General features: G+C 41.0%; 18 protein-coding genes. 9 read left to right on the forward strand and 9 right to left on the reverse strand.

The genetic code is table 11. The annotated features are described in order from the left end of the window. Positions 1–452: 452 nt before the first annotated feature. Together NIES592_RS20095 and NIES592_RS20100 are read left to right on the forward strand one after the other, a co-directional pair. Positions 453–917, forward strand: a complete 465-nt coding sequence (locus NIES592_RS20095; protein WP_073556705.1) for a hypothetical protein — start codon at positions 453–455, stop codon at positions 915–917. Between the two features lie 179 nt (positions 918–1096). Continuing rightward, on the forward strand, positions 1097–1654 hold the full coding sequence (locus tag NIES592_RS20100) for a glutathione S-transferase family protein (RefSeq protein ID WP_073556706.1): 558 nt from the start codon (positions 1097–1099) through the stop codon (positions 1652–1654). A gap of 100 nt (positions 1655–1754) precedes the next feature. Here NIES592_RS20100 and NIES592_RS20105 read toward each other — a convergent pair whose 3' ends face one another. The 4 genes from NIES592_RS20105 to NIES592_RS20120 form a co-directional block, all read right to left on the reverse strand. After that, complete coding sequence (locus tag NIES592_RS20105) at positions 1755–2246, reverse strand: YajQ family cyclic di-GMP-binding protein (protein ID WP_062249862.1); 492 nt, start codon at positions 2244–2246, stop codon at positions 1755–1757. Positions 2247–2346: 100 nt separating this feature from the next. Beyond that, on the reverse strand, positions 2347–2772 hold the full coding sequence (locus NIES592_RS20110; protein ID WP_062249864.1) for an MAPEG family protein: 426 nt from the start codon (positions 2770–2772) through the stop codon (positions 2347–2349). 249 nt (positions 2773–3021) lie between these two features. After that, positions 3022–3525, reverse strand: a complete 504-nt coding sequence (locus NIES592_RS20115; protein WP_009460015.1) for a hypothetical protein — start codon at positions 3523–3525, stop codon at positions 3022–3024. 293 nt (positions 3526–3818) lie between these two features. After that, the gene (locus NIES592_RS20120) at positions 3819–6539 is read right to left on the reverse strand and encodes a CBS domain-containing protein (protein WP_073556707.1); all 2721 of its coding nucleotides are present in this window, start codon (positions 6537–6539) and stop codon (positions 3819–3821) included. A gap of 287 nt (positions 6540–6826) precedes the next feature. Between NIES592_RS20120 and psbZ the strand changes: the two genes are divergently transcribed. Both psbZ and ribH read left to right on the forward strand, forming a co-directional pair. Beyond that, positions 6827–7015: a photosystem II reaction center protein PsbZ gene (psbZ, locus tag NIES592_RS20125; protein ID WP_016871356.1), complete on the forward strand. Its 189-nt coding sequence runs from the start codon at positions 6827–6829 to the stop codon at positions 7013–7015. Between the two features lie 301 nt (positions 7016–7316). After that, positions 7317–7895: a 6,7-dimethyl-8-ribityllumazine synthase gene (ribH, locus tag NIES592_RS20130; protein ID WP_009460012.1), complete on the forward strand. Its 579-nt coding sequence runs from the start codon at positions 7317–7319 to the stop codon at positions 7893–7895. Positions 7896–8053: 158 nt separating this feature from the next. Here the strand turns inward: ribH and NIES592_RS20135 are convergent, their stop codons facing one another. Continuing rightward, positions 8054–8524, reverse strand: a complete 471-nt coding sequence (locus tag NIES592_RS20135; protein ID WP_062249868.1) for a hypothetical protein — start codon at positions 8522–8524, stop codon at positions 8054–8056. Positions 8525–8710: 186 nt separating this feature from the next. Between NIES592_RS20135 and NIES592_RS20140 the strand changes: the two genes are divergently transcribed. Together NIES592_RS20140 and NIES592_RS20145 are read left to right on the forward strand one after the other, a co-directional pair. After that, positions 8711–9217, forward strand: a complete 507-nt coding sequence (locus NIES592_RS20140; RefSeq protein ID WP_073556751.1) for a DUF4112 domain-containing protein — start codon at positions 8711–8713, stop codon at positions 9215–9217. A gap of 19 nt (positions 9218–9236) precedes the next feature. Continuing rightward, the gene (locus NIES592_RS20145; RefSeq protein WP_073556708.1) at positions 9237–10172 is read left to right on the forward strand and encodes an alpha/beta fold hydrolase; all 936 of its coding nucleotides are present in this window, start codon (positions 9237–9239) and stop codon (positions 10170–10172) included. Positions 10173–11550: 1378 nt separating this feature from the next. On the opposite strand, the gene NIES592_RS20150 is transcribed toward NIES592_RS20145, so the two are convergent. Both NIES592_RS20150 and NIES592_RS20155 read right to left on the reverse strand, forming a co-directional pair. Beyond that, entirely contained in the window at positions 11551–12198 is a 648-nt protein-coding gene (locus NIES592_RS20150; RefSeq protein ID WP_073556709.1) for a hypothetical protein, read from the reverse strand. A gap of 177 nt (positions 12199–12375) precedes the next feature. Then, positions 12376–13470, reverse strand: a complete 1095-nt coding sequence (locus NIES592_RS20155) for a D-alanine--D-alanine ligase family protein (protein WP_073556710.1) — start codon at positions 13468–13470, stop codon at positions 12376–12378. Between the two features lie 409 nt (positions 13471–13879). On the opposite strand from NIES592_RS20155, the gene NIES592_RS20160 reads away from it, so the two are divergent. Beyond that, positions 13880–14581: a hypothetical protein gene (locus NIES592_RS20160; protein WP_256678182.1), complete on the forward strand. Its 702-nt coding sequence runs from the start codon at positions 13880–13882 to the stop codon at positions 14579–14581. 34 nt (positions 14582–14615) lie between these two features. Here the strand turns inward: NIES592_RS20160 and NIES592_RS20165 are convergent, their stop codons facing one another. Together NIES592_RS20165 and NIES592_RS20170 are read right to left on the reverse strand one after the other, a co-directional pair. Continuing rightward, positions 14616–15377, reverse strand: coding sequence for a gamma-glutamyl-gamma-aminobutyrate hydrolase family protein (locus NIES592_RS20165; RefSeq protein WP_073556711.1), 762 nt, complete (start codon positions 15375–15377; stop codon positions 14616–14618). Then, complete coding sequence (locus NIES592_RS20170) at positions 15370–18882, reverse strand: NACHT and WD40 repeat domain-containing protein (RefSeq protein WP_073556712.1); 3513 nt, start codon at positions 18880–18882, stop codon at positions 15370–15372. The genes NIES592_RS20165 and NIES592_RS20170 overlap by 8 nt, the downstream gene beginning before the upstream one ends. 338 nt (positions 18883–19220) lie before the next feature. Between NIES592_RS20170 and NIES592_RS20175 the strand changes: the two genes are divergently transcribed. Further along, a complete protein-coding gene (locus tag NIES592_RS20175; protein WP_256678183.1) occupies positions 19221–19388 on the forward strand; it encodes a hypothetical protein in 168 nt (55 codons plus the stop codon). A 271-nt stretch (positions 19389–19659) separates the two neighbouring features. Continuing rightward, positions 19660–19893, forward strand: coding sequence for a hypothetical protein (locus tag NIES592_RS20180; RefSeq protein ID WP_009460001.1), 234 nt, complete (start codon positions 19660–19662; stop codon positions 19891–19893). Positions 19894–20004 lie beyond the last annotated feature (111 nt).

The following is a 20004-nucleotide window of genomic DNA, read 5'->3' on the forward strand; positions in this document are numbered from 1 at the left end:
GCTGCGGCGACGATAGTTGGAGGGACACCTCCTGCAAAAATAGCTCGATGCCAGGTTTTAATCATCAAAAAGCCCCCTCTGCTTGCTAAACAACAGACGGGGCTTTTGTTATTTTTTTGTTCAAGGGGCGATAATCGCCTCTAAACCGCCTCTAAACCAAGCTAGCTACTAGCTAAAGGTTTAGGAGAGACAAACCCCTGAAAATTAGGTGCTTATTGAGAATGAACTAGTCGGTTCCATTTGCAACAAGTAGGCATATTATTAGCGAGGTTTAAGGGCTATGAAGCTGATACAGCAAGCACTTTAACTTGCTTGTCGCCCCTTGAGGTCGCTGCCAAAGCTGTTAAATTGTTGTTCAAAGAATTGGTAAAAGGGATAAAGTACTAGAGTGAATGCCAACAAACCATTCAGACTGTATTTGGTTGAACTTATAGTTTTGAAAACAAATTCTTATGGCAACAGCAGTTTCTTACCCCAATGCACCTGATCTCACAAGCGAAGATTACGTAGTCATCGGTTTAGCTACCTGCTTCATCAAAGAAGACGGAGAAGTTCATCAAGTCGAAGTTATAGAACCTATTCCCTCGGCTGCTTTAGAAGCACTTGTCAAAGGAATTCCTACTTCCTACAAATTTGCTTGTGCCACAACTTTAGGAACTGTTGTAGAAGGTGATAGACTGCAAAAGCCATCCCTTTTTCCGGAGACAGCTCAGTTTAGTGATGAATTTGTGCAACGCACTTTTGCAGCTGCACGCACCTACAAGCGCAAGGAAAAGGCAAAATCCTTAGTCCCTATTGGCACTACCTATACAGATTTTCAATATTCCACCGAACGCAAACGTGTACTGAACGCAACTCGAGTTGTCACCAAAGAAGACAACGTCAAACAGCATTCCCACACTCATAAGGTTCTTTAGTGGAGGTGGGGAACTCACCGACCCCTGGTGGGGATTAGGGGGAATGGGGAGATGGAGTGATAGGGAGTAGTAAGTCATTAGCCACTAACAACTAACAAGCACCAAACAACCACCAACAACCAACCACTAACCGCTAACTATTAACCACTAACAAAAAACCAACAACCAACAATACATCTATGCTGAAACTTTACGGTGCCGCTCGTAGTCGTGCCTCAATTGTGCAATGGTATCTCGAAGAATTGGGAATCCCCTACGAATTTGTCAAGCTAGACATGCAAGCTGGAGAACATCGTCAACCAGCATACTTAGCAATTAACCCAATGGGGAAAGTGCCAGCAATTGTTGATGGTTACTTGCAACTTTGGGAATCAGGAGCAATTTTACTTTATCTGGATGAAAAGTATGGTAAATTCCAGCACTCGCCAGAAGAAAGAGCAAAAATAACTCAGTGGGTTTTGTTTGCTAATTCCACCTTGGCTACAGGCATATTTGTAGAAACCAATCGTGAGCGAGAAATGCCTCGTCTGATGACTCCCCTCAACGAAATTCTCCAACGTCAACTATTTTTGGTAGGTGGAAAATTTACTGTTGCTGATATTGCTGTAGGGTCAGTTTTATCTTTTATTCCCATTATGTTAAAGATAGACTTGAGTTCCTACCCCGCTGTATTCACCTATATGAAACGGCTGTCTGAACGCCCTGCTTTTCAAGCAACTATCGGTTCTCGTAGATAAATATTTGGTTGGTTGTTGGTTGTTGATTGTTTATCTAACAACTAATAACTAACAACTAACAACTCACAAGTAGCACCTAACAAATCACAACTCACCGAATTTAACGGTAATTTATGAATTGCAAAGCTACAGGAAAGTCCTCTTGTTTTATACGTTGAATGACACTTTGCAACTCGTCTTTACTTTTTGCACTGACACGCACAGCATCACCTTGAATCGAGGCTTGCACCTTCTTAAATTCGTCACGAATTAACTTAGAAATTTGCTTGGCAATTTCTTGACTAATGCCTTTTTTCAATTTGATTTCTTGACGAACACGGTTGCCACTAGCTGATTCAATTTTACCAAAGTCAAAGATTTTTTGAGAAAGGTTGCGCTTGGCGGCTTTTTCTCGCAAGATATTGTGTACGGATTCTAAGGTGAATTCGCTATCAGTGTTAACAATAATGCTTTGTTCACCCAACTCTATTGTAGTTTGAGTATCTTTGAGGTCGTAACGGCTTTTAATATCTCGCGCAGTTTGATCGACAGCATTAACTAATTCTTGTCTGTCAAAATCACTCACAATATCAAAGGAATATGTAGAAGCCATAGGAAAAAAGTAGTAGATGGTTGGTTTTTAAGAATTGGTAGCTGCTAGTTACTTGTTCGTTGTTAATGATTTTTCCAAACAACAAACAACAAAAAAATAACTAACTTGTAGCTTTGGTTATACTTAGTACAAAAATCGTAGCAGTACTCAGGCAACCGATAGCAAACATGAGAGATCGCAAAATGGGAATATTTAAAATATAAAAAACTGAGTACAAAAATCGTGCTACTAAAAAGGCAATGGCTGCTCTTACTGCTGTAGGAGAATTTACATCTGTGATGTATGCCATTAATGCTGCGGCAACAAATATCATAAATGTTTCAAAAGAGTTCTGATGGGCCCAGGTTGCCCTTTGAGCATAGGGTGGCAGTTTATCAAACATAGCACGGGGAGCATATAGATCATAGCCTACACGCGCACGGGCATAGCTTACCAATATAAAGGGTAGATAAATCAGCACAGCCGCAGCAGCGATCGCATACAGAAAAATTGCAGAAACAGGAGACGGCAATAATTGCATCAACATAAATAAAATTTATAATATTTATTTGTAAAAAATTAAATTCCCAGTCCAAAATCCAAAATTTAAATTAGCTGCTTATCTTGTTAACAGCTAAACCAACCCAAGGACACTTGCAAGACAGTTTTCCTGACTTACAATGTGTCCATCATGTTTACGCTTAGCCATTACTTAAGAGTCACTAGTCTTACAGTTGACAAAACTCACTCCTAATAAGTTTTGGAGGGAATGTACCGCTGGCATGAGAACTAATGACTAATCGAAGTAAAACAGCGTCACCAATTTTCTATTTTCTTCTGCTTCTTGACAAGTTTGCAACAGAGTACCACTGTCATGAAACGCAAAGCAAATTAATTGCTGGCAACGGGAGACAATCTCCTTATTGCACAGGTAACTAGCCTCTGCGAGGGACAAATGATCGTTACTAGGATTTTCCACCAAATGCATAACTTGTTCGAGTTGCAGGCGGGATTCATAGGGTTGGCGTTCCAAGCTTTGGGGCAGAATCACAGTTAACAATTTGGGATCGGCCCGCATTGCTCCCTTGATCGCAGCTGAATTTGTACCCGTTGCACCAGAGGTGATGATCTGGTTGCCTGACAAAACCAGGGCGTAAGTCATCATCTCAATCAGATTTTGATGTGTAATCGGGACATGACGGGAACCCAATAAGGCGATTCGTTTAGAACCAGTTTGCTGGATGGTCGCCAGTTCTTGGGCTAATGTATCGATGTTGATAAGGTCTATTGACTGACTCAAAGACGGACGGAATCAGATTAAACAACCTAGATATTCTATCAGACTGAGAGCAAACGCAAAGCTGCTTTAAGTTATATATAGCTACGATTTTTGAAGGAGGGCAGAAGGCAGAGGAGCCACTGCGCCCTTGGAGGTTCCCTCCGTTGTAGCACGTGGCGTGGCAGAGGGCAGAGGGTATATTTTGACGAGTGCACTTCTGCTTTTTCAGTTTATGGCACAGACCAAGCAAACAGCTACTCATCAGTTGAGAATCGCAAGCTAACAACGAGTGGAACCAACTTCAACCCAATAAACTACTGTGGATAGTGTTGTGCCAAAAATTTCTCTGCTTGAGTGCGATCGCGAATCTCTCCATCCAAGGTTGCAGCCAGTAGCTCATCGAGCATTTGCCGATACTGTGGCCCCGGTTTGTAACCAAGTTTCTTCAAATCATTACCATTTAAAATAGGCTCAATATTCGCCCAAACTGTTAAATAATGCCACAGGAGCTTTCTAATAGGGCGGGAACTGTGTAAAGCCACTAAAATCAGCATTGGTAAATCGTAGGCTCTTAATAACTTCACCACTTGGCTAGTAAGCTGACAAGTGGGTAGAGCATTTGTGATCTCAATTTGTGCTTGAGCTAATTTTTGCAAGCGCTCAATGCTATCTTCTTGTAATTGCAGATTCTTTGCCACCTTTGCACGATATGCTGGGGCGAGATAAGCGATCATGGCTTCTAGGCGCATCTGCCAGTGAGTCAGCAGAGTTTGTTCAGGATCAAATTTGCGTAAACAGCGTTCTAGCAAACGTAATTGCCGCAATAACTCTTCATCTAGTGTTTTCAGACTCGGATGAATACACTGTAACGCCCCCAAATCTCCGAGTAACTCTAAAGCAGCTTGCCAATAGGTTGCTTCCAGGATGTGTTTAATTTCTGCTTTCAGGCGGGTTTGCAGTGCAGGGGTTTTATGATTTTCTTTGGTAGTGCGATCGTAAACACCACTGTTGATCGCATAACGGATATATTCTTCTGTTTGCTGTTCAATTTTAAATCCAAAACGCACGGCAAAGCGTACACCCCGATAAATGCGGGTGGGATCTTCAATAAAACTGTTGGCGTGTAAAACACGAATTTGCTTTGCTTGTAAATCTAGCAAACCACCAAAAAAATCCAGAAGTTTGCCAGCCCGAGGAGGCGTAAGTCTCAGTGCTAAGGCATTAATGGTAAAGTCACGCCGATACAAATCTTGGCGAATAGAACTAGCTTCGACTTCGGGGTTTGCCGCTGGATAAGGATAAAACTCTGTTCTAGCAGTAGCAATATCTACCCATAAAGAATCTAATTCTGGATCTTTGTGCCAAAGTAAAGCAGCAGTTTGAAAAGCACCGTGAATCTCTAGCCGTGCTGCTGGGTAAAGTTGCTGGAGTGCCTTAGCTAACTCTACACCAGCACCGACATCTGCGGCTTTGTGAAACCCATCGACTACTAAATCGATATCTTGAATTAACAAGCTGCCAGATGCTTCTTTAGCCAGAAGTAAGTCGCGTACTGCTCCCCCCACTAAATATAAATGCCAACCCCGTTGCTTAGCTTGAGCAGATGCTTTGGTGAGTAATTCCCAGAGTTTGGGATTCAGGCGATCGCGCAATTCTCCCAATGTCGGAATCTCAACATCCTCTTCTCCTTGTCTTCCCCCTTCCCTTTCTCTCCCTCTCTCGCTATCATTTTGCTGATGCAACTCCCGCAACACATCAGTGCGGGTGACTATACCTACTAATTGCCCGTGTTCTAATACAGGCAATCTTCCGATATCATAAGTCACCATTAATGACTCAATTTCTGGCAAGGTAGTATCAGGACTAATTGTTTTCAGGTTGATCGTCATGTAACCTTTGACGGGTGCATGACTAAAACCGTGGTGCAGAGCAATATCTATATCCCGACGCGAGATAATACCTAATAATTGGCCTTGGGCATCGACTACAGATAAACCAGAGTGTCCGTAGCGTAATAAAATTCGCTGTGCTTCCTCAATTGTGGTATCCGGGCGAATCGTACGAACCGGGGATGACATCAAATCTCGTGCTATAGGTGGATGGGGTATTTGCGCTTTTAATCCTTCCAATAGCTGATTGAGTATTTCTTGACAATTTACACCCCGCAGATTTAGTGATGTTGCTTGCGAATGTCCACCGCCACCAAATGGTTGAAAGATTTGGTTGAGGTTGACATCAGGAATTCGCGATCGCCCAATTACTGTTAAGCGTGAGTCATCCTCGCCGACAGAATATTTGTTCGCTAACAATAAAGCATCTATTTCTGTCAACTCCATTAATTCGGAGGCTAGACTCGATAAACCTGGTACATAACCATCTGTTACCAGTGTTACCCAAGCGATAGTACAACCTCTTATACATAAATATTGCAAATTGTCAAGTGCTTCTGATAATAGCTGCTGTAATTGGGGAGATAAGCCAGGTTCTACATACTCAGCAACAACTGATAAATTTGCTCCTTGCTGCATCAACCAAGCTAAGGCGAGGGCATCTCGTGGTGTAGTGTGGTCATAGGTCAGCGAACCTGTATCAACATGGATACCCAGCGCCATAGCCGTTGCTTCTGCTGTCGATAGGGAAATTTGCTGTTTTTGCAATTCTTCCACTATCAGAGTTGTGGTAGCACCTACAGGGGCAATGTGTAATTTTGTTGCGGGGATATCACCATGTTGCTCGAGGTGATGGTCATAAACTATGATTTCTTCAATATGGGGTAAATCTAACCATTCTGCTGCTTTACCCAGGCGATCGCGATATTGAGTATCTACTACAGTCAGAGAACGAATTTTTTTCCCATTAACAGAACGCCGTTCAATCAACTGATATTCATCCCGATATAATGCCAAAAAATCACGCACTGGTGGGTGAGCGCCGCCAGTTAACACTAACTTGCTACCTGGGAGCAAACGTGTCAGCCCTATCGCCGCCCCCAAGGCATCAAAATCAGCTGTTGTATGACAAAGAATTAAATCCATAGTTTAGTCATTAGTCATTAGTGATTTGGTCATTAATCATTGGTCATGGGAGCATATTTAAACGCAGAGGCTAACGCAAAGGAACACAGAGCCTTAATCTGAGCTACTTCGTTTTGTGTTTTGGAAAAATTGGGATGCTCTGTTAGTCATTGAACTAATGACAAATGACAAAGGACAAATGACTAAAATGTTGCAATTTCTGCTAGCTTAACAATAAGGAAGAACATTGGTTTAACCCTGTAAATATTCTATCTTTAAGAATCTTCGCTGTCTTGGGAGAAGGGAAAATGAGTATTATATTCCAAATTGCTTTGCTAGCTCTGGTACTTGTGTCTTTTGCGATGGTGATTGGCGTTCCTGTTGCTTATGCCACTCCGCAAAACTGGAATGAGTCGAAAAAATTGCTGTGGCTTGGTTCTGGTGCTTGGATTGGCTTAGTAATTTTAGTTGCACTCTTGAGCTTTTTCGTAGTTTAAGCAACTGCCGCCACACACAACTAGTTAATAGCATAAAAACAACAGGGGCAACAGGAGCAATCAAAGGATACGGGGGAAAAGGAGAACAGGAGGAAACAGAGGACAAGGGAGACAAGGAGGACATGGGGGACACAGGGGAAAAGGAAGACAAACAGAACATCTCCACTCCTCCCACCTCCCCACTCTCCCTAATCCCCTCCACGAGTCGGTGAGTTCCCCATCCCCCCATCTTCTTTGCTCCTGTTGTCTTAACAGAAGAAATGTATATAGTGGCAAGAGTATAGTTGATTTAGAGGCGGTCATGGCAGTTTTCGAGGGAACTTTTACGCAGACAGAACCTTTGCGGTTTGCATTGGTAATTGGACGATTCAATGATCTAGTTACCACAAAGCTACTAGAGGGGTGTCAAGATTGCTTGAAACGCCACGGTGTCGATGTTGATCCTCATGGTTCTCAAGTAGATTATGTTTGGGTTCCAGGGAGTTTTGAAGTTCCAGTAGTAGCGCGCCAACTTGCTCTTTCTGGACGCTACGACGCCATCATTTGTATGGGTGCTGTCATCCGAGGACAAACACCTCATTTTGATTATGTTTCCTCTGAGGTGGCAAAAGGTATTGCTGCTGCTTCCTTTCAAACTGGTGTACCAGTAGTTTTTGGCATCTTGACGACTGATACCATGCAACAAGCTTTAGAACGGGCTGGTATCAAAAGTAATCATGGCTGGGACTATGCTATGTCAGCCTTGGAAATGGGTAGCCTCATGCGTCAGTTGCGTTCTAAACTAGCTCAGCCATACGCTGGCAATTCTCAATCCTTACCTGCTTCGCTCAAAAGTGCCAGTGCAGGTGAACTTTCGCCATCTGGGGAAGAACTGGGTTAACTCCCATTTTTAAAATTAAGAGGTGGGATTTTCAATTCCTTGTTTGTATTTATGCAATTCTTTTTTTAGGACTTGCCAAACTACACGCTGTAGAGGCAATTCAGCAATTGCCTCTATCTAGAAATCAGAGTTTTATTGGAAAACTTACGCCGAAACAGTTAAATCTTCTCTGTTTCTTTCCCTGTTTGTGTGCGCTGGCGCGTTAGACTATCAATAGCATCGCCCAAGGCGGTAGTTAGGCTTTTACGAGTTTGGGCATGTTCATCTTGTTCATTTTTCAATGCCTGTTGTAAGCGATCGCGTTCTTTGATGGTAGCAACTAGTTTAGCTTTTAATTCCTCTATTGATTGAATTTGGGCTATTTCTTGCTGAATAGCTGCTGTCGCTGCACCATCATTGAGTTGTGCTACTTCAATACCTTGTAAACGTTGAATTTGTACTTGCAATGATGCGATCGCCTGTTTGGAGAGTTGAGCATCTGTACGGCGTTGTTCTGCTTCAGTGTTATAGAGTTTTCGCCATTTTTCTGCACTTTCCCAAGCAGCATCCCGTTCTTTTTGCAAATGTGCCACTTGCTGTTTCAACGCTTGGATTTCATTTAACCACTGCTGTGTTAATTCTTGACTCATAATAATGTAATGGGTAATAGGTAATGGGTAATGGGTAATGGAGAAGAAAAATACCAATTACCAATTACCAACTACCGACTACCAAATTTTTTTGTAAATATTGTTACTTATAGCAAAAAATACTTGCAAACTCCCAGCATAGGAGTAGAATGTTTAGGATTTCATCACAGACACGCGATCGCTTCCATGTCTCAGCCATCTCGTCGCTTTTCCACTATTGATCCTGAAGCTAAAGCACCTACCCTCAAGCGTCTACGTCAGCTTAGCCGCCTGCTAGATAAAGCCATTGTTATTCCTGGAACACGTGTTGGCATTGGTTTAGATCCAATTTTGGGACTTATACCCGTTGGTGGTGATTTTTTAGGTGTCATGCTTTCTGCTTACATTATCCTAGAAGCAGCGCGCCTGGGTGTGCCAGCAAGAACCTTAGGGAGAATGGTGTTTAATATCATCATTGATGGTTTGGCGGGTACTGCACCAGTATTAGGAGATTTGTTTGACTTTGCTTGGACAGCAAATGAGCGTAATGTCAGACTGCTAGAAGAATATTTAAGGTTTCCTAGTCAAAATCAAAGTGCCAATAAGTGGTTTGTATTCGCAGTTTTAATTGGATTACTATTTGTTGCCATTGTATTAGTAGCATTGCCTGTGATAATAATGAGACTGCTGTGGGGAGCCTTAACTGGTAGTTAAATGAGTTTTCACAAAAAGAATGAAAGATTGGTGGCAAGTTACTTTTCCTAAAGGACGACAAAGTATTACAATTTCTGATGCTCATGGTTATCCTGTACAAATCGCTTATGGAGAAATAGGTACTGGTAGACCTATATTTTTTTTACATGGCATGGGTAGCTGGAGTTATAATTGGCGTCACAGTATTCAGCCTTTATCCAAACATTTTCGCGTAATTTGTTTTGATGCCAAAGGGTATGGATTTTCCGAAAAACCATTGTTACGCAGAGAACACAGTGGTCATCAAGTTATAGAATTCGAGCGAATTATTCAATCACTAACTGATGAGCCTGTGGCAATTGTGGCAGAATCTTTAGGTGGATTAATTGCTCTGGCTCTAGCTCAAGAATATCCCCAACTAATAGCACGGTTAGTAGTAGTAAATGTACCAATTTTTGCCGAAAGTCTTCCCCATTGGGGCATGTCACTGCTTGCTCAAATTCCGTTAGAAGTGATACAAGCAATAGATACATTAGCCTTAGCAAATTTACTAGCTCCATTGGTAAGAGAAGTAATGGCAATAGAACGGCGTCGGGTGCTATTTGATCCATCTGTTTTAACACAGGAAGATGTTTACTGGATAACTTATCCATACACAGAACTCAGGGGTACTCTCACCAAAGTAGCCGAAGAGGTACAGATAGCAGTACGGGAAATTGAGAACCTAAAAGCAAATAAACCCAATTTGTTGAGCAAAATCCAAAATCATCTTAGTTCTATCCACTGTCCGACATTAGTATTGTGGGGAAAACAAGATAGTTGGTTTCCTGCTACTCATGGAGAAAAATTGCATCAACACCTGCCTAATTCTAGGTTAGAAATTCTGCCTAACTGCTGTCATGATGCTTCCACTGGTGCTTCCAAAGTCCTAAATGCAGCAATCTTAGAATTTTTGCAGGATACACAATTCTGTTAGTTAGTTGTTGGTTGTTGGTTGTTGATGGTTGTTGATGGTGGGTAGAGACGCGAGGAACATCGCGTCTGTACATTAGTGGTTGGTTGTTGATGGCTTACTACCCCTCACACTCCCCATCTCCCCACCTTCCTATAAAAAAAGGGCGTTGCATAAAATTGGGATGGATTCTTGAACCGCGAAGACGCGAAGTGCGCGAAGAAGTTAGATTTTTTCGTTTATAACAATTCAAAAGCATCCCGCTTTCTCTGCAACGCCAAAAAAAGAGTGGGAGTCAGCATACCAGTCGCTTTTGACTCCCACCCAAACATTTACCACTGAAGAGAACAGGAATATGCACAAGCGTTGTTATTTGTTTAGGGGGCTAAGTGTGGAACAACAACGCCAATACATATGTAATTTCCTGGTGTGGTAAATGTCAAATTTAATTGCGTATTTATTTTTTGTTGCTTGTTATTAGGAAAAATCAACATTTAACAGCTAATAAGTCATCATCAATACCCTCTATAATAATGTTTAATTTTGTGTAAACTATTTTTATTTCAATAGGCAATTTTTGTACATATCATATTTAGATATATTTTGAAATTGCCTTTAAATAATTCAGTAGAGGTATACCACATAAGAGATATTCTATTGTGGTACACCCTGATAACAACACCCTTGAAGTCGTTTATCTTGGATTTAATTTAGCTGAATAAATCGGAGCTGAGTTGCCAGATTGGCAAGTATTTTTCATCAAAAAAAATTGAAAAAAATACCTATTATTCACAGAAAATTATAATTTTACCAAAATTTTGTAGCGTCTTGAACACTGTTTATGATTATCTATATAAAGGCTAAGAAAGACATTTGTTAATTTTATATCGTTTAGATAATTACCTAGATTTTGTAAGTTTTAGCTAATATCTAGAGTGGGTGGTATGACCCTTCATGAGCTATAGCCCCTATCTATAATGGTTGGTATTTGTAGTAGGTAAATATAATTTTTTGATCTGAGGATTTGATTTTGGCAGAATGGCAATTATTTAGTTCAAATCACTAGTATCTTATGGAAAATGCACATAATTTCCATAGAGGAAAATGATTGAAACTTCCTCTTTAATATTTCATAGGACTTTGTGTTCTTTGTGACTGGTGCGCTTTATTAATGCACAAATTTAACTGTGTCACGCTACTAAAATTTAAGGTTTACTTTTTCTTATATTTATTGGGTTGAACACAGTGAAACCTAACCTACCTATCTATGAGTTTTTAAAATTCATTTCTTGGCGAAGTGAAAAGCTGCTGCAAGATAAAATACTCCCCTATAAAATCCCCTAAATATGTTTATGGGGACTCTATACATTTCTTTTTACTTTTTAAAGACTATTCTAAGAATTTACTCACGCAACAATGCAGACAAAGAAGTCTGTTTACGAATATCCATCATACTTGCTAAAGAGTCTTTGCCATCTTTATTAAATTCTGCTTCTGGCGGCAAAACAGTAACTATGGGTTTTTTTGCTTCTGGAGGTGTCTGAGAAGATTCGGGTACTGGTGGTACAAACACTGCTAAATTATTGGTAGGAAGTGGTTCTTGGGGCTTTTGACGGCATTGTTTCCAGCGTAATTGAGGGCGATGAAGATGTTTTTGAACTTTTTGCTGTTTCGGACGGTTGAGCAAGAGAAAAACGACAAAGCATCCACTGGCGCAACTCAGAGCGATCGCTGCTATCATCTGTAAGGAAATAGGATTATTGGACGCTCTGGTGGTTTGAGGGGTTGTATTGATCGGTGATTCTGCTTCTAGTTGTACAAATTCTGGTTCTTCACGCTCTGCACTTCCTACGTAACCAAGACTGTACACTGCTATAGCAGTAGTACTGAGCAAAGCCAGTAACGCTCCAACAAATAGTAACCAAGGGTGTTGGACTAACAGATATAGTAGAGAGTTTTTGCTTGTTTGTAGTTCAGATCCACTTTTTACAGCCTCAGTTACGGGTGCTTTTGCCTCCAATGGCTGCTGTACATCTTGAGTATTTTTCATGACTACTTTCAAATGTATACCCCTCTTGTCAATAATTGTACTGGAGGAGTCAGCGATCACGTATCCGTAACAGAATTTCGGATTGAAGTAGCCTTTTTATAAAGAATAAGACTACCCAAACCGAATTATTCTCACTTTTTAGTATTATTTACTACTTAAGTATTACCAAGAAAATCACTAATCTGATGCTGCTACTTCCACAGAAGAGTACCTTGCAACAGCTAGTTGAATTAATTGATCAACCAGTTCTGGGAAAGAAACACCACTGTGTTGCCAAAGTAGGGGATACATACTTGTGGCTGTAAAGCCGGGTAGGGTGTTAATCTCGTTAATCAATACTTCGCCTGTTGCTTCTACATAGAAAAAGTCTACTCTCGCCAACCCGGCAGCATCAACAGCCGCAAAAGCTTGTAAGGCCATTTCCTGGATTTGCTGAGTAACTGCATTTGGCACTGCTGCGGGAATGACTAAATCTGCTTTACCTTCTGTATATTTAGTTTCATAATCGTAAAATTCACTTTTATAGGTAATTTCACCTACCACTGAAGCTTTGGGTTGATCGTTTCCTAAAACAGCACATTCTAATTCTCTGGCAACGACTGCTGCTTCTACAATGATGCGGCGATCATAACTGGCTGCATTATCCAATGCTGCTTCTAATTCTTGACGCGATCGCACCTTGGCAATTCCCACCGATGAACCTAAATTTGCAGGTTTGATGAAACAGGGATAACCCAAAGTTAATTCAATGTCATCACAAAGTTTGGGAAAAACACAAGGATTTGACCAAATTTGGGAACGGTTCACTGCTTTGTATTTAACTTGTGGTAATCCAGCTTGGGCAAAAACCATTTTCATGGCTATTTTATCCATTCCCAGTGCTGAACCTAACACTCCAGAACCCACAAAGGGCACTTGCATTAAAGTTAGTAAACCCTGCACTGTACCATCTTCCCCGTTAGGGCCATGCAGAATGGGAAACCAAACATCGACTTCCCCAACTTGTGGAGGAAATTCCCAACGACTGAGAGATTGGGAACTTGCAGTTTCAGAGTTAGGCAATGACAGTGGTTTTCCTGAAGCTAAGACTTGTTGCGGTGTATCTCCTGCCAACCAGTGTCCATCTTTTTGAATGTAAAAAGGCAAAATTTCATATTTACTGGTATTTTGTCCTGAACTCAATGCTTTTGCGATCGCCCTTGCTGAGGTGATCGATACCTCATGTTCGCCGGAACAACCACCAAACAACAACCCTACCCGCAACTTTGTCATTTGCAGATACCTCCACACTTCAAATGCAGATAGCGTAACACAAGCTTAACTACTATTTGATATAGAAATTGAGAGGATATTAAACCGCACCAGGTAAAAAGAGCGCAGAGTCAGAAAGGAAATAAAATTGACAAATAATTAATTGAAATATATTTTGCTTTCTAAAGCTACGCAAAAACTCTCAAATTCCTCTGCCTCTGTGTACTCTGCATCTTGGTGCTTTTTACTTTATATGATCGGTATGTTTAACAAAAATATTGTTTCCCAACTAGACTTTAAAAATTATCAGAGAATTTTCTTAAATAATTATAAATTTCCACTACCAAAAATTCTTATTAGTTATCATATGGATTTTATGAGAAGTATTAAATTAAAATTAAAACAAGTTATGCAAAATCAGGATATAGGAATGAAATTTTCTCGTTTCTTAGATGAAATTTATCAAATGCATTTACCATCCAAACATTCTTTTTTTGCTTGTCTAGCAAAATTCTCACCAGAAAAACTCTGTTCTCCCAATTTGTTAGGAAATTTATATATAAGATATCAAGCAGCTTGCCATGCTACTAGGGTGATGGTTTATTTTGTTCCACACCTTGATAGTCCAGCTTTACGGGTGCGGAAGCTGAGAATTATTAGTGATGATGATAGTCTCAAAGATAGTGATACCCATCATTATCAATTGAGTCGGGCCTTTAGGAATATGGGGGCAGAATTGTTGATTGCAGATGAAGATTTTGGTAGTTTAGATGATTTGCAAAAAAAACTCGATCCCATGACTGCTGATTTCGTTTCTTTAGTGCAGAATATATACCCCAAGTCTTTAGGGCCTTGGTGTGTAATCGAAATGTTTGCAGATGATTGGATGCGGGCTTTAATGAATAGTCTTTCTCATTCTTTTCCTCTTATTAAAGAAGAACCATATTTTGCGGAATGTTTTTCCCAAGGTGTGGAAGAAAGACATGCCCAGGAAGCGCGAGAACTCACCAAGTTTATTTTGATGCGATCGCCAGAATTACTAACACCAACTATGGAAGGTGCAAAGATGATGGCTACTGGGCTAGATAGGTTTTGGTTTGGTTTAGAAAAGTTATTAAGAGATAGTCAGTAAAAGCATCTTAAAAAGAGAAAGTTTTATATCATAATCAACAGAAATTCATACTTTCTATTAGACCTTTTTTAGTTTTATTTTGGGTGGCTTCTACAAAACCTTGAAAAATACGTTGATGGTAGGGATCATCTTGAGATAACTCTGGATGCCATTGTACGCCGATCGCCCAAGGATGATCTTCGTGTTCTACGGCTTCAATTAACCCATCTTCCACTGCATGAGCCACAGCACGCCAACCAGAAGGTAATTTGTGTACTGCTTGATGATGCCAAGAAACTACAGATATGTGAGTTTGTTGGATAAAATTTGCTAGGCGGCTATCTTTATGGATTTTGACTTGATGTTCGGTAGGGAAGCGCTTACCTGGTTCGGGGTCAAGACGATGTAAAACGGAAGTACCGTACACATCTGGTACATGGGGAATCAAACTACCACCACTAGACACTATTAATATCTGTAAACCTCGGCATATACCTAATACTGGTAGATGATTTTTTAAGGCAAACTCAGCTAATTTGAGTTCAAAAGCATCGCGATCGCAATCTACCGAATAAATGCTGGGATGGTGCGACCCGTTGTAACACTTGGGGTTGATGTCTCCACCACCGGGAATAATCAAACCATCGAGAGGTTCTAAAAGAATCGCCGGATCAGTTTCTCCAGGAGGTAATAGAATTGGTGTACCGCCTGCTGCTCGTACTGCATCTAGGTAAGCAGCAGGTAAAGAAAAGGGTAATGCTTCTTGACGACCATAAGTTGTAATACCGATCAAGGCTGGTCTAGACTTTCTACTCATCGTTTTTAGTTGCTCCTAGAGTTTTGAGAGTGTTTATTTGGGCTTTGGTGAGATTAACTACACCTGTAATATCCATGCCTTCGTAAAGTCTCGGCGCTCTTAATAATTCGTGGAGTTCGCCCGTTTCCACATTCCAAAGTCTAATTGTTCCATCTTCACTGCTGCTAGCTAAAATGTTACAATTTGGACTAAAGTTTACTGACCAAATCCGTTCCTGATGTCCTCTGAACGTGGTAAAGATTTGACCAGTATTAATATCCCAGACCTCGACAATCGGTTTTTCACCACCAACAGCGAGGAAACGACCATCGCTACTAAAGGCTACCGCCCTTACCCAGCAAGTTTGTCCCTTCAGGGTTTTCCAGCACTCACCAGTGTTTACATCCCAAATTTTGACGGTTTCATCTTCGCTACCACTAGCTAAAAACTTGCCATCAGGACTAAAGCGAACCGATCGCACCCAACCATTGTGTCCTCTCAAAGTTTGGAAGCACTCACCACTATTTGCATCCCAGAGTTTCACAGTCCGGTCTTCGCTACCGCTGGCGATCGCACTACCATCTGGACTAAAAGTAACTGACCAGACCCAATTTTTATGACTTTCTTGAGTTTGGCGGTATTCTCCCGTGTTGATATCCCAAATTCGTAAAACTTTGTCATCGCCACCACTGACGAGGCGATCGCCATCGGGACTAAAAGCAACACAGAGTACTCGATCGGTGTGATCCACCAATGTTTTCAGGAGTTGACCTGTTTGCACATCCCATAACTTAATACTTTGGTCATCACTACCACTGGCGATCGTGCTACCATCCTGACTCATGGCAATTGTGCGTATCCGGTTGGTATGACCCGATAGAAATTTGTAGGCTTCGCCAGTCTCAATGTGCCAGAACTTGAGGCTTTTATCGTCATTACCACTGAACAAGATATTACCTTCAGGATGGAAAACTATCGACCAAGCCCAATCAGTATGTCCTTGCAAAGTTTTCAGACATTGACCAGTATGAACATCCCACAGCTTGACAATTTTGTCATCACTACTACTGATCAATACGTTTTCATCAATAAAGGTGACTGACCAAACCCTTGCAGTATGTTCTGATAGTGTCTGTTGACGCTGACCAGTGCGAGTATTCCAGAGAATGATCCGATGGTCTTCGCTGGCACTAGCTAAGATACTACCATCAGGACTAAAGGCGACTGAACGTACCCAACCTGTATGTCCCTCTAAAGTTCTCAAGTGTTGTCCACTAGGGATATCCCAAAGTCTGATTGTATAATCATCACTACCACTGGCTAAGGTCTTGCTATCTGGACTGAAGGTGACTGCGCGTACCCTAGCAGTGTGTCCCTTGAGAGTTGTCAAATATTCGCCAGTATTTGCATTCCATAAAATCACAGTTTTGTCACTGCTGCCACTGGCTAAAAAACTGCCATCAAGGCTAAAGGCGACTGACCGCACCCAGCTTGTGTGTCTTTCCAAGATTTTGGTACATTCGCCAGTGTGAATATCCCACAGTCGGACTGTTCGATCTTCACTCGCACTGGCTAAAGTGTTACCATTAGGACTAAAAGCTACTGACCAAACTCTTTCTCTGTGTCCGGTAAGAGTTTTGAGACGCTGACCTGTCGTGGTGTTCCACAGCATTAAAGTTTTGTCATCGCTGGCACTGGCTAAAATTTCACCATCAAAGCTAAAGTAAACTGAGCGAACCCAATTTGTATGGCCTTCGAGGGTGAGAAATTGATGACCATCTGCATTTCCGAGGCGAATTTTGCTTTTGGTATCGCCCATCGCAATGAGAGATTTGCGAGAACTAGATGCTACTGCTAAAACCGTGCCAAAGGCTTCAGTAAAGCGGGATTTATCTAAATCAGCACCAATAAATTTGACACCGCGTAAATCAGCACCCCGCAGATAGGCTTGCCAAACTTTCAAACCAGATAAATCAAGCCCCGATAAACTATAGTCAAAGTAACGCAGTAAGTTTAAGATGTTGCCGACTGCATATCCTTTTCTGTGTAATTTCTGATCTCGACGCCGCAGGGGATGAACTAGTTTGCTTTCAATATCCGTGATGTTTTTGGCTACAGGTTTAAGAACTAATTCTGTTTGACAATGGCGGACATAGTCTTTAGCGGTTGCTTTAATCAGGGGATAGCTATTAAATATTTGCCAATCTCCAGAGTTAATTTCCTCGCTAACTTGACGTACTAATAGCGCAATCATGTATTCCATGACGACATTTTGTAGAGTAAATTTGCCGTCTACGGTTTCAATGAGCGATCGCCTTTTTAAATTCTCTAGACTTTCAATGATTTGTGAAAACATGGATTTTTCGACCATGTCTTCAGATAAATCTTTGACATAGACTGGTTCGCGGTTAATTGCTAACCAGTACATAATTTCTTGTTCCAGTTCTGTTAACCGCTCAAACTGGTTATCTAATAAAGTTTCAATTCCCACAAATTGGGTGATTTCTTGGGCGATAAATTCGGAAACATTGCCATTAAATAAATCTTTAATAAACGTAGATAAGATTTTGAGTGCCAAGGGATTACCACTGTAGAGTTCTACTAGTTGGCGCATTTCATCTACTGAACCAGAAAGCCCTTTATCTGCCAAAACTCTCACGGCTTCTGGCTGTTGTAGACCTTGCAACAATAGGGAACGGATCGGTAAATTTTCCCCACCCTGAAGAGCAATTTCCTTGGGTTTGGTGCGACTAGTCAACAGCAGACAACTTTGATGAGATGATTGTCCAATACGCTGTATTAAGATACTGTAATCTTCGTATCCTTCTCGATATTCATCTGCATGGACGCCATCAGCGAGAATCGATTCAAAGTTATCTAATATCAACAAGCAACGTGCAGAACGTAGGTAATCAAGTAAGTGTGAAACTTTATCACTGATACTACCTTTAACATCAACTAGTTGCTGGTCTGAGAAAAACTTGATTACGTCATCCAATATTGTTTCCAACTTCGGAGTCTCACGCAAACTACGCCAGATAATGTAGTCAAATTCCGACTGTAACTGCTGCACCAGCTTCACAGAAAGAGCTGTTTTCCCTAATCCTCCCATACCCAAAAGGGCAACTACACGACAGCGATCGCCAATAATCCATTGCTCTAGGGTATTTAGTTCATTTGTACGCCCATAGAAAATAATTGTGTCGGGTGCATCTCCTAAATCTAGTTTGCTTTCAGGCCGGGAATTGTCGCCTTGCTCAACAGACAATTCCTGTGATTTTTGAACATAAGGATGATTCCCGATCAAATCTGGTTTGTGGATCGCAAACAAAGTCACTAACTCTACTCGTTTGCTAATACCAAATGTTTGATAGAGCCGTTCTAAATATTTTCTCACTGTCACAGGTTTAATATTCAAGGCATCAGCGATCGCTTCATTAGATTCTCCTGCCAAGATTAAACGTAATACCTCTTGTCGTCGTGGTGTTAGCTGTTTCAAAACATCATCTAACTGTTGTTGGTTCATGTTGTTTGGCATTTTGCCAACTTTACATACGTTTTTAGTGACCGATTATTAGCTTACATCGTAAAAACATCTGTGACACCTGTCACTTATACTTATTATTCGCTGTATAGCAGTTACTAATAGTCATATTTTATCTCAAAAGCTATTGACATCCAGATATCAGCCGTGCAATACTTGTCACCAAATACGACAGATAGTTTCCGCAGTCACTTTTCATAGAGTCACAAAAGGCGAGTAATTCGGTCTAATTCTTAGTCACACAGGTAGAACATCTGTCTCTTTTGGGATAGTTATAACCTTTACCACTTTTGACTAAGAATACAGCGAAAGCTTAGTAAATGGTTCAATCTATGCCCAAAGAGAGCAACGAACTTAACGAAGTTGACAAATTACTGGTTCAGCTACTAGTAATTCTCATTGGCAGTTGGCAAGAAACTGGTTTTGGTCGTATTGAAATCCAGAGTGAGAAAATTAAACATGACCGATCGGTATGTCATCAGCGATGAAGATTTAAAAAAGTGGTGGAGAGTGGGCGAAAAGCTGAATCAGAACACAATTGAATCAAGAACAACTGAATAACGACTAATTGAATAATTGAATATCTAACTCTCCAAAGCGATTGCATAGTTGCGATGACTAGCAGCTTGAACAAGGAAATGCTCAAAAGTGATCACCTCGCCCTGATAAATTGTGATTTTTTACGAGGCAGGAAGAAGTACTAGTATACTTCCCTGTCTTATTTTTTAGCCAAATTTTGTCATGTAGGAGAGAAATTATATGGCTATGAAAAAACATCAATACAGTGCTTTATTTAGGTTCGTCACCAAATTCCTGAAATACTTTTTGCTGACTTTAGTTGGTTTTGCGATCGCTTATGTAATGTCAATGAGTGTCGGCGCACAACATCTTCTAATTATGATCTTGCCATTATTTACAGGACTGGTTTGGCGAGCAGCAATTGTTCTATTGTGTTTAGTAGCAACAACCGTCGTCTTTGAATCATTACGTTAGGTTATTTGAAGAAGGCAGAAGGGAAGAGGATTTGACTTGTTTGTTCCATTCATAACCCAAAACTCCGCGTCCCTCTGCGTTGACTCTGCGCCCCTCTGCGTTTCAAAACAC

Source organism: Fischerella major NIES-592 (genome assembly GCF_001904645.1).
Taxonomy (GTDB): domain Bacteria; phylum Cyanobacteriota; class Cyanobacteriia; order Cyanobacteriales; family Nostocaceae; genus Fischerella; species Fischerella thermalis.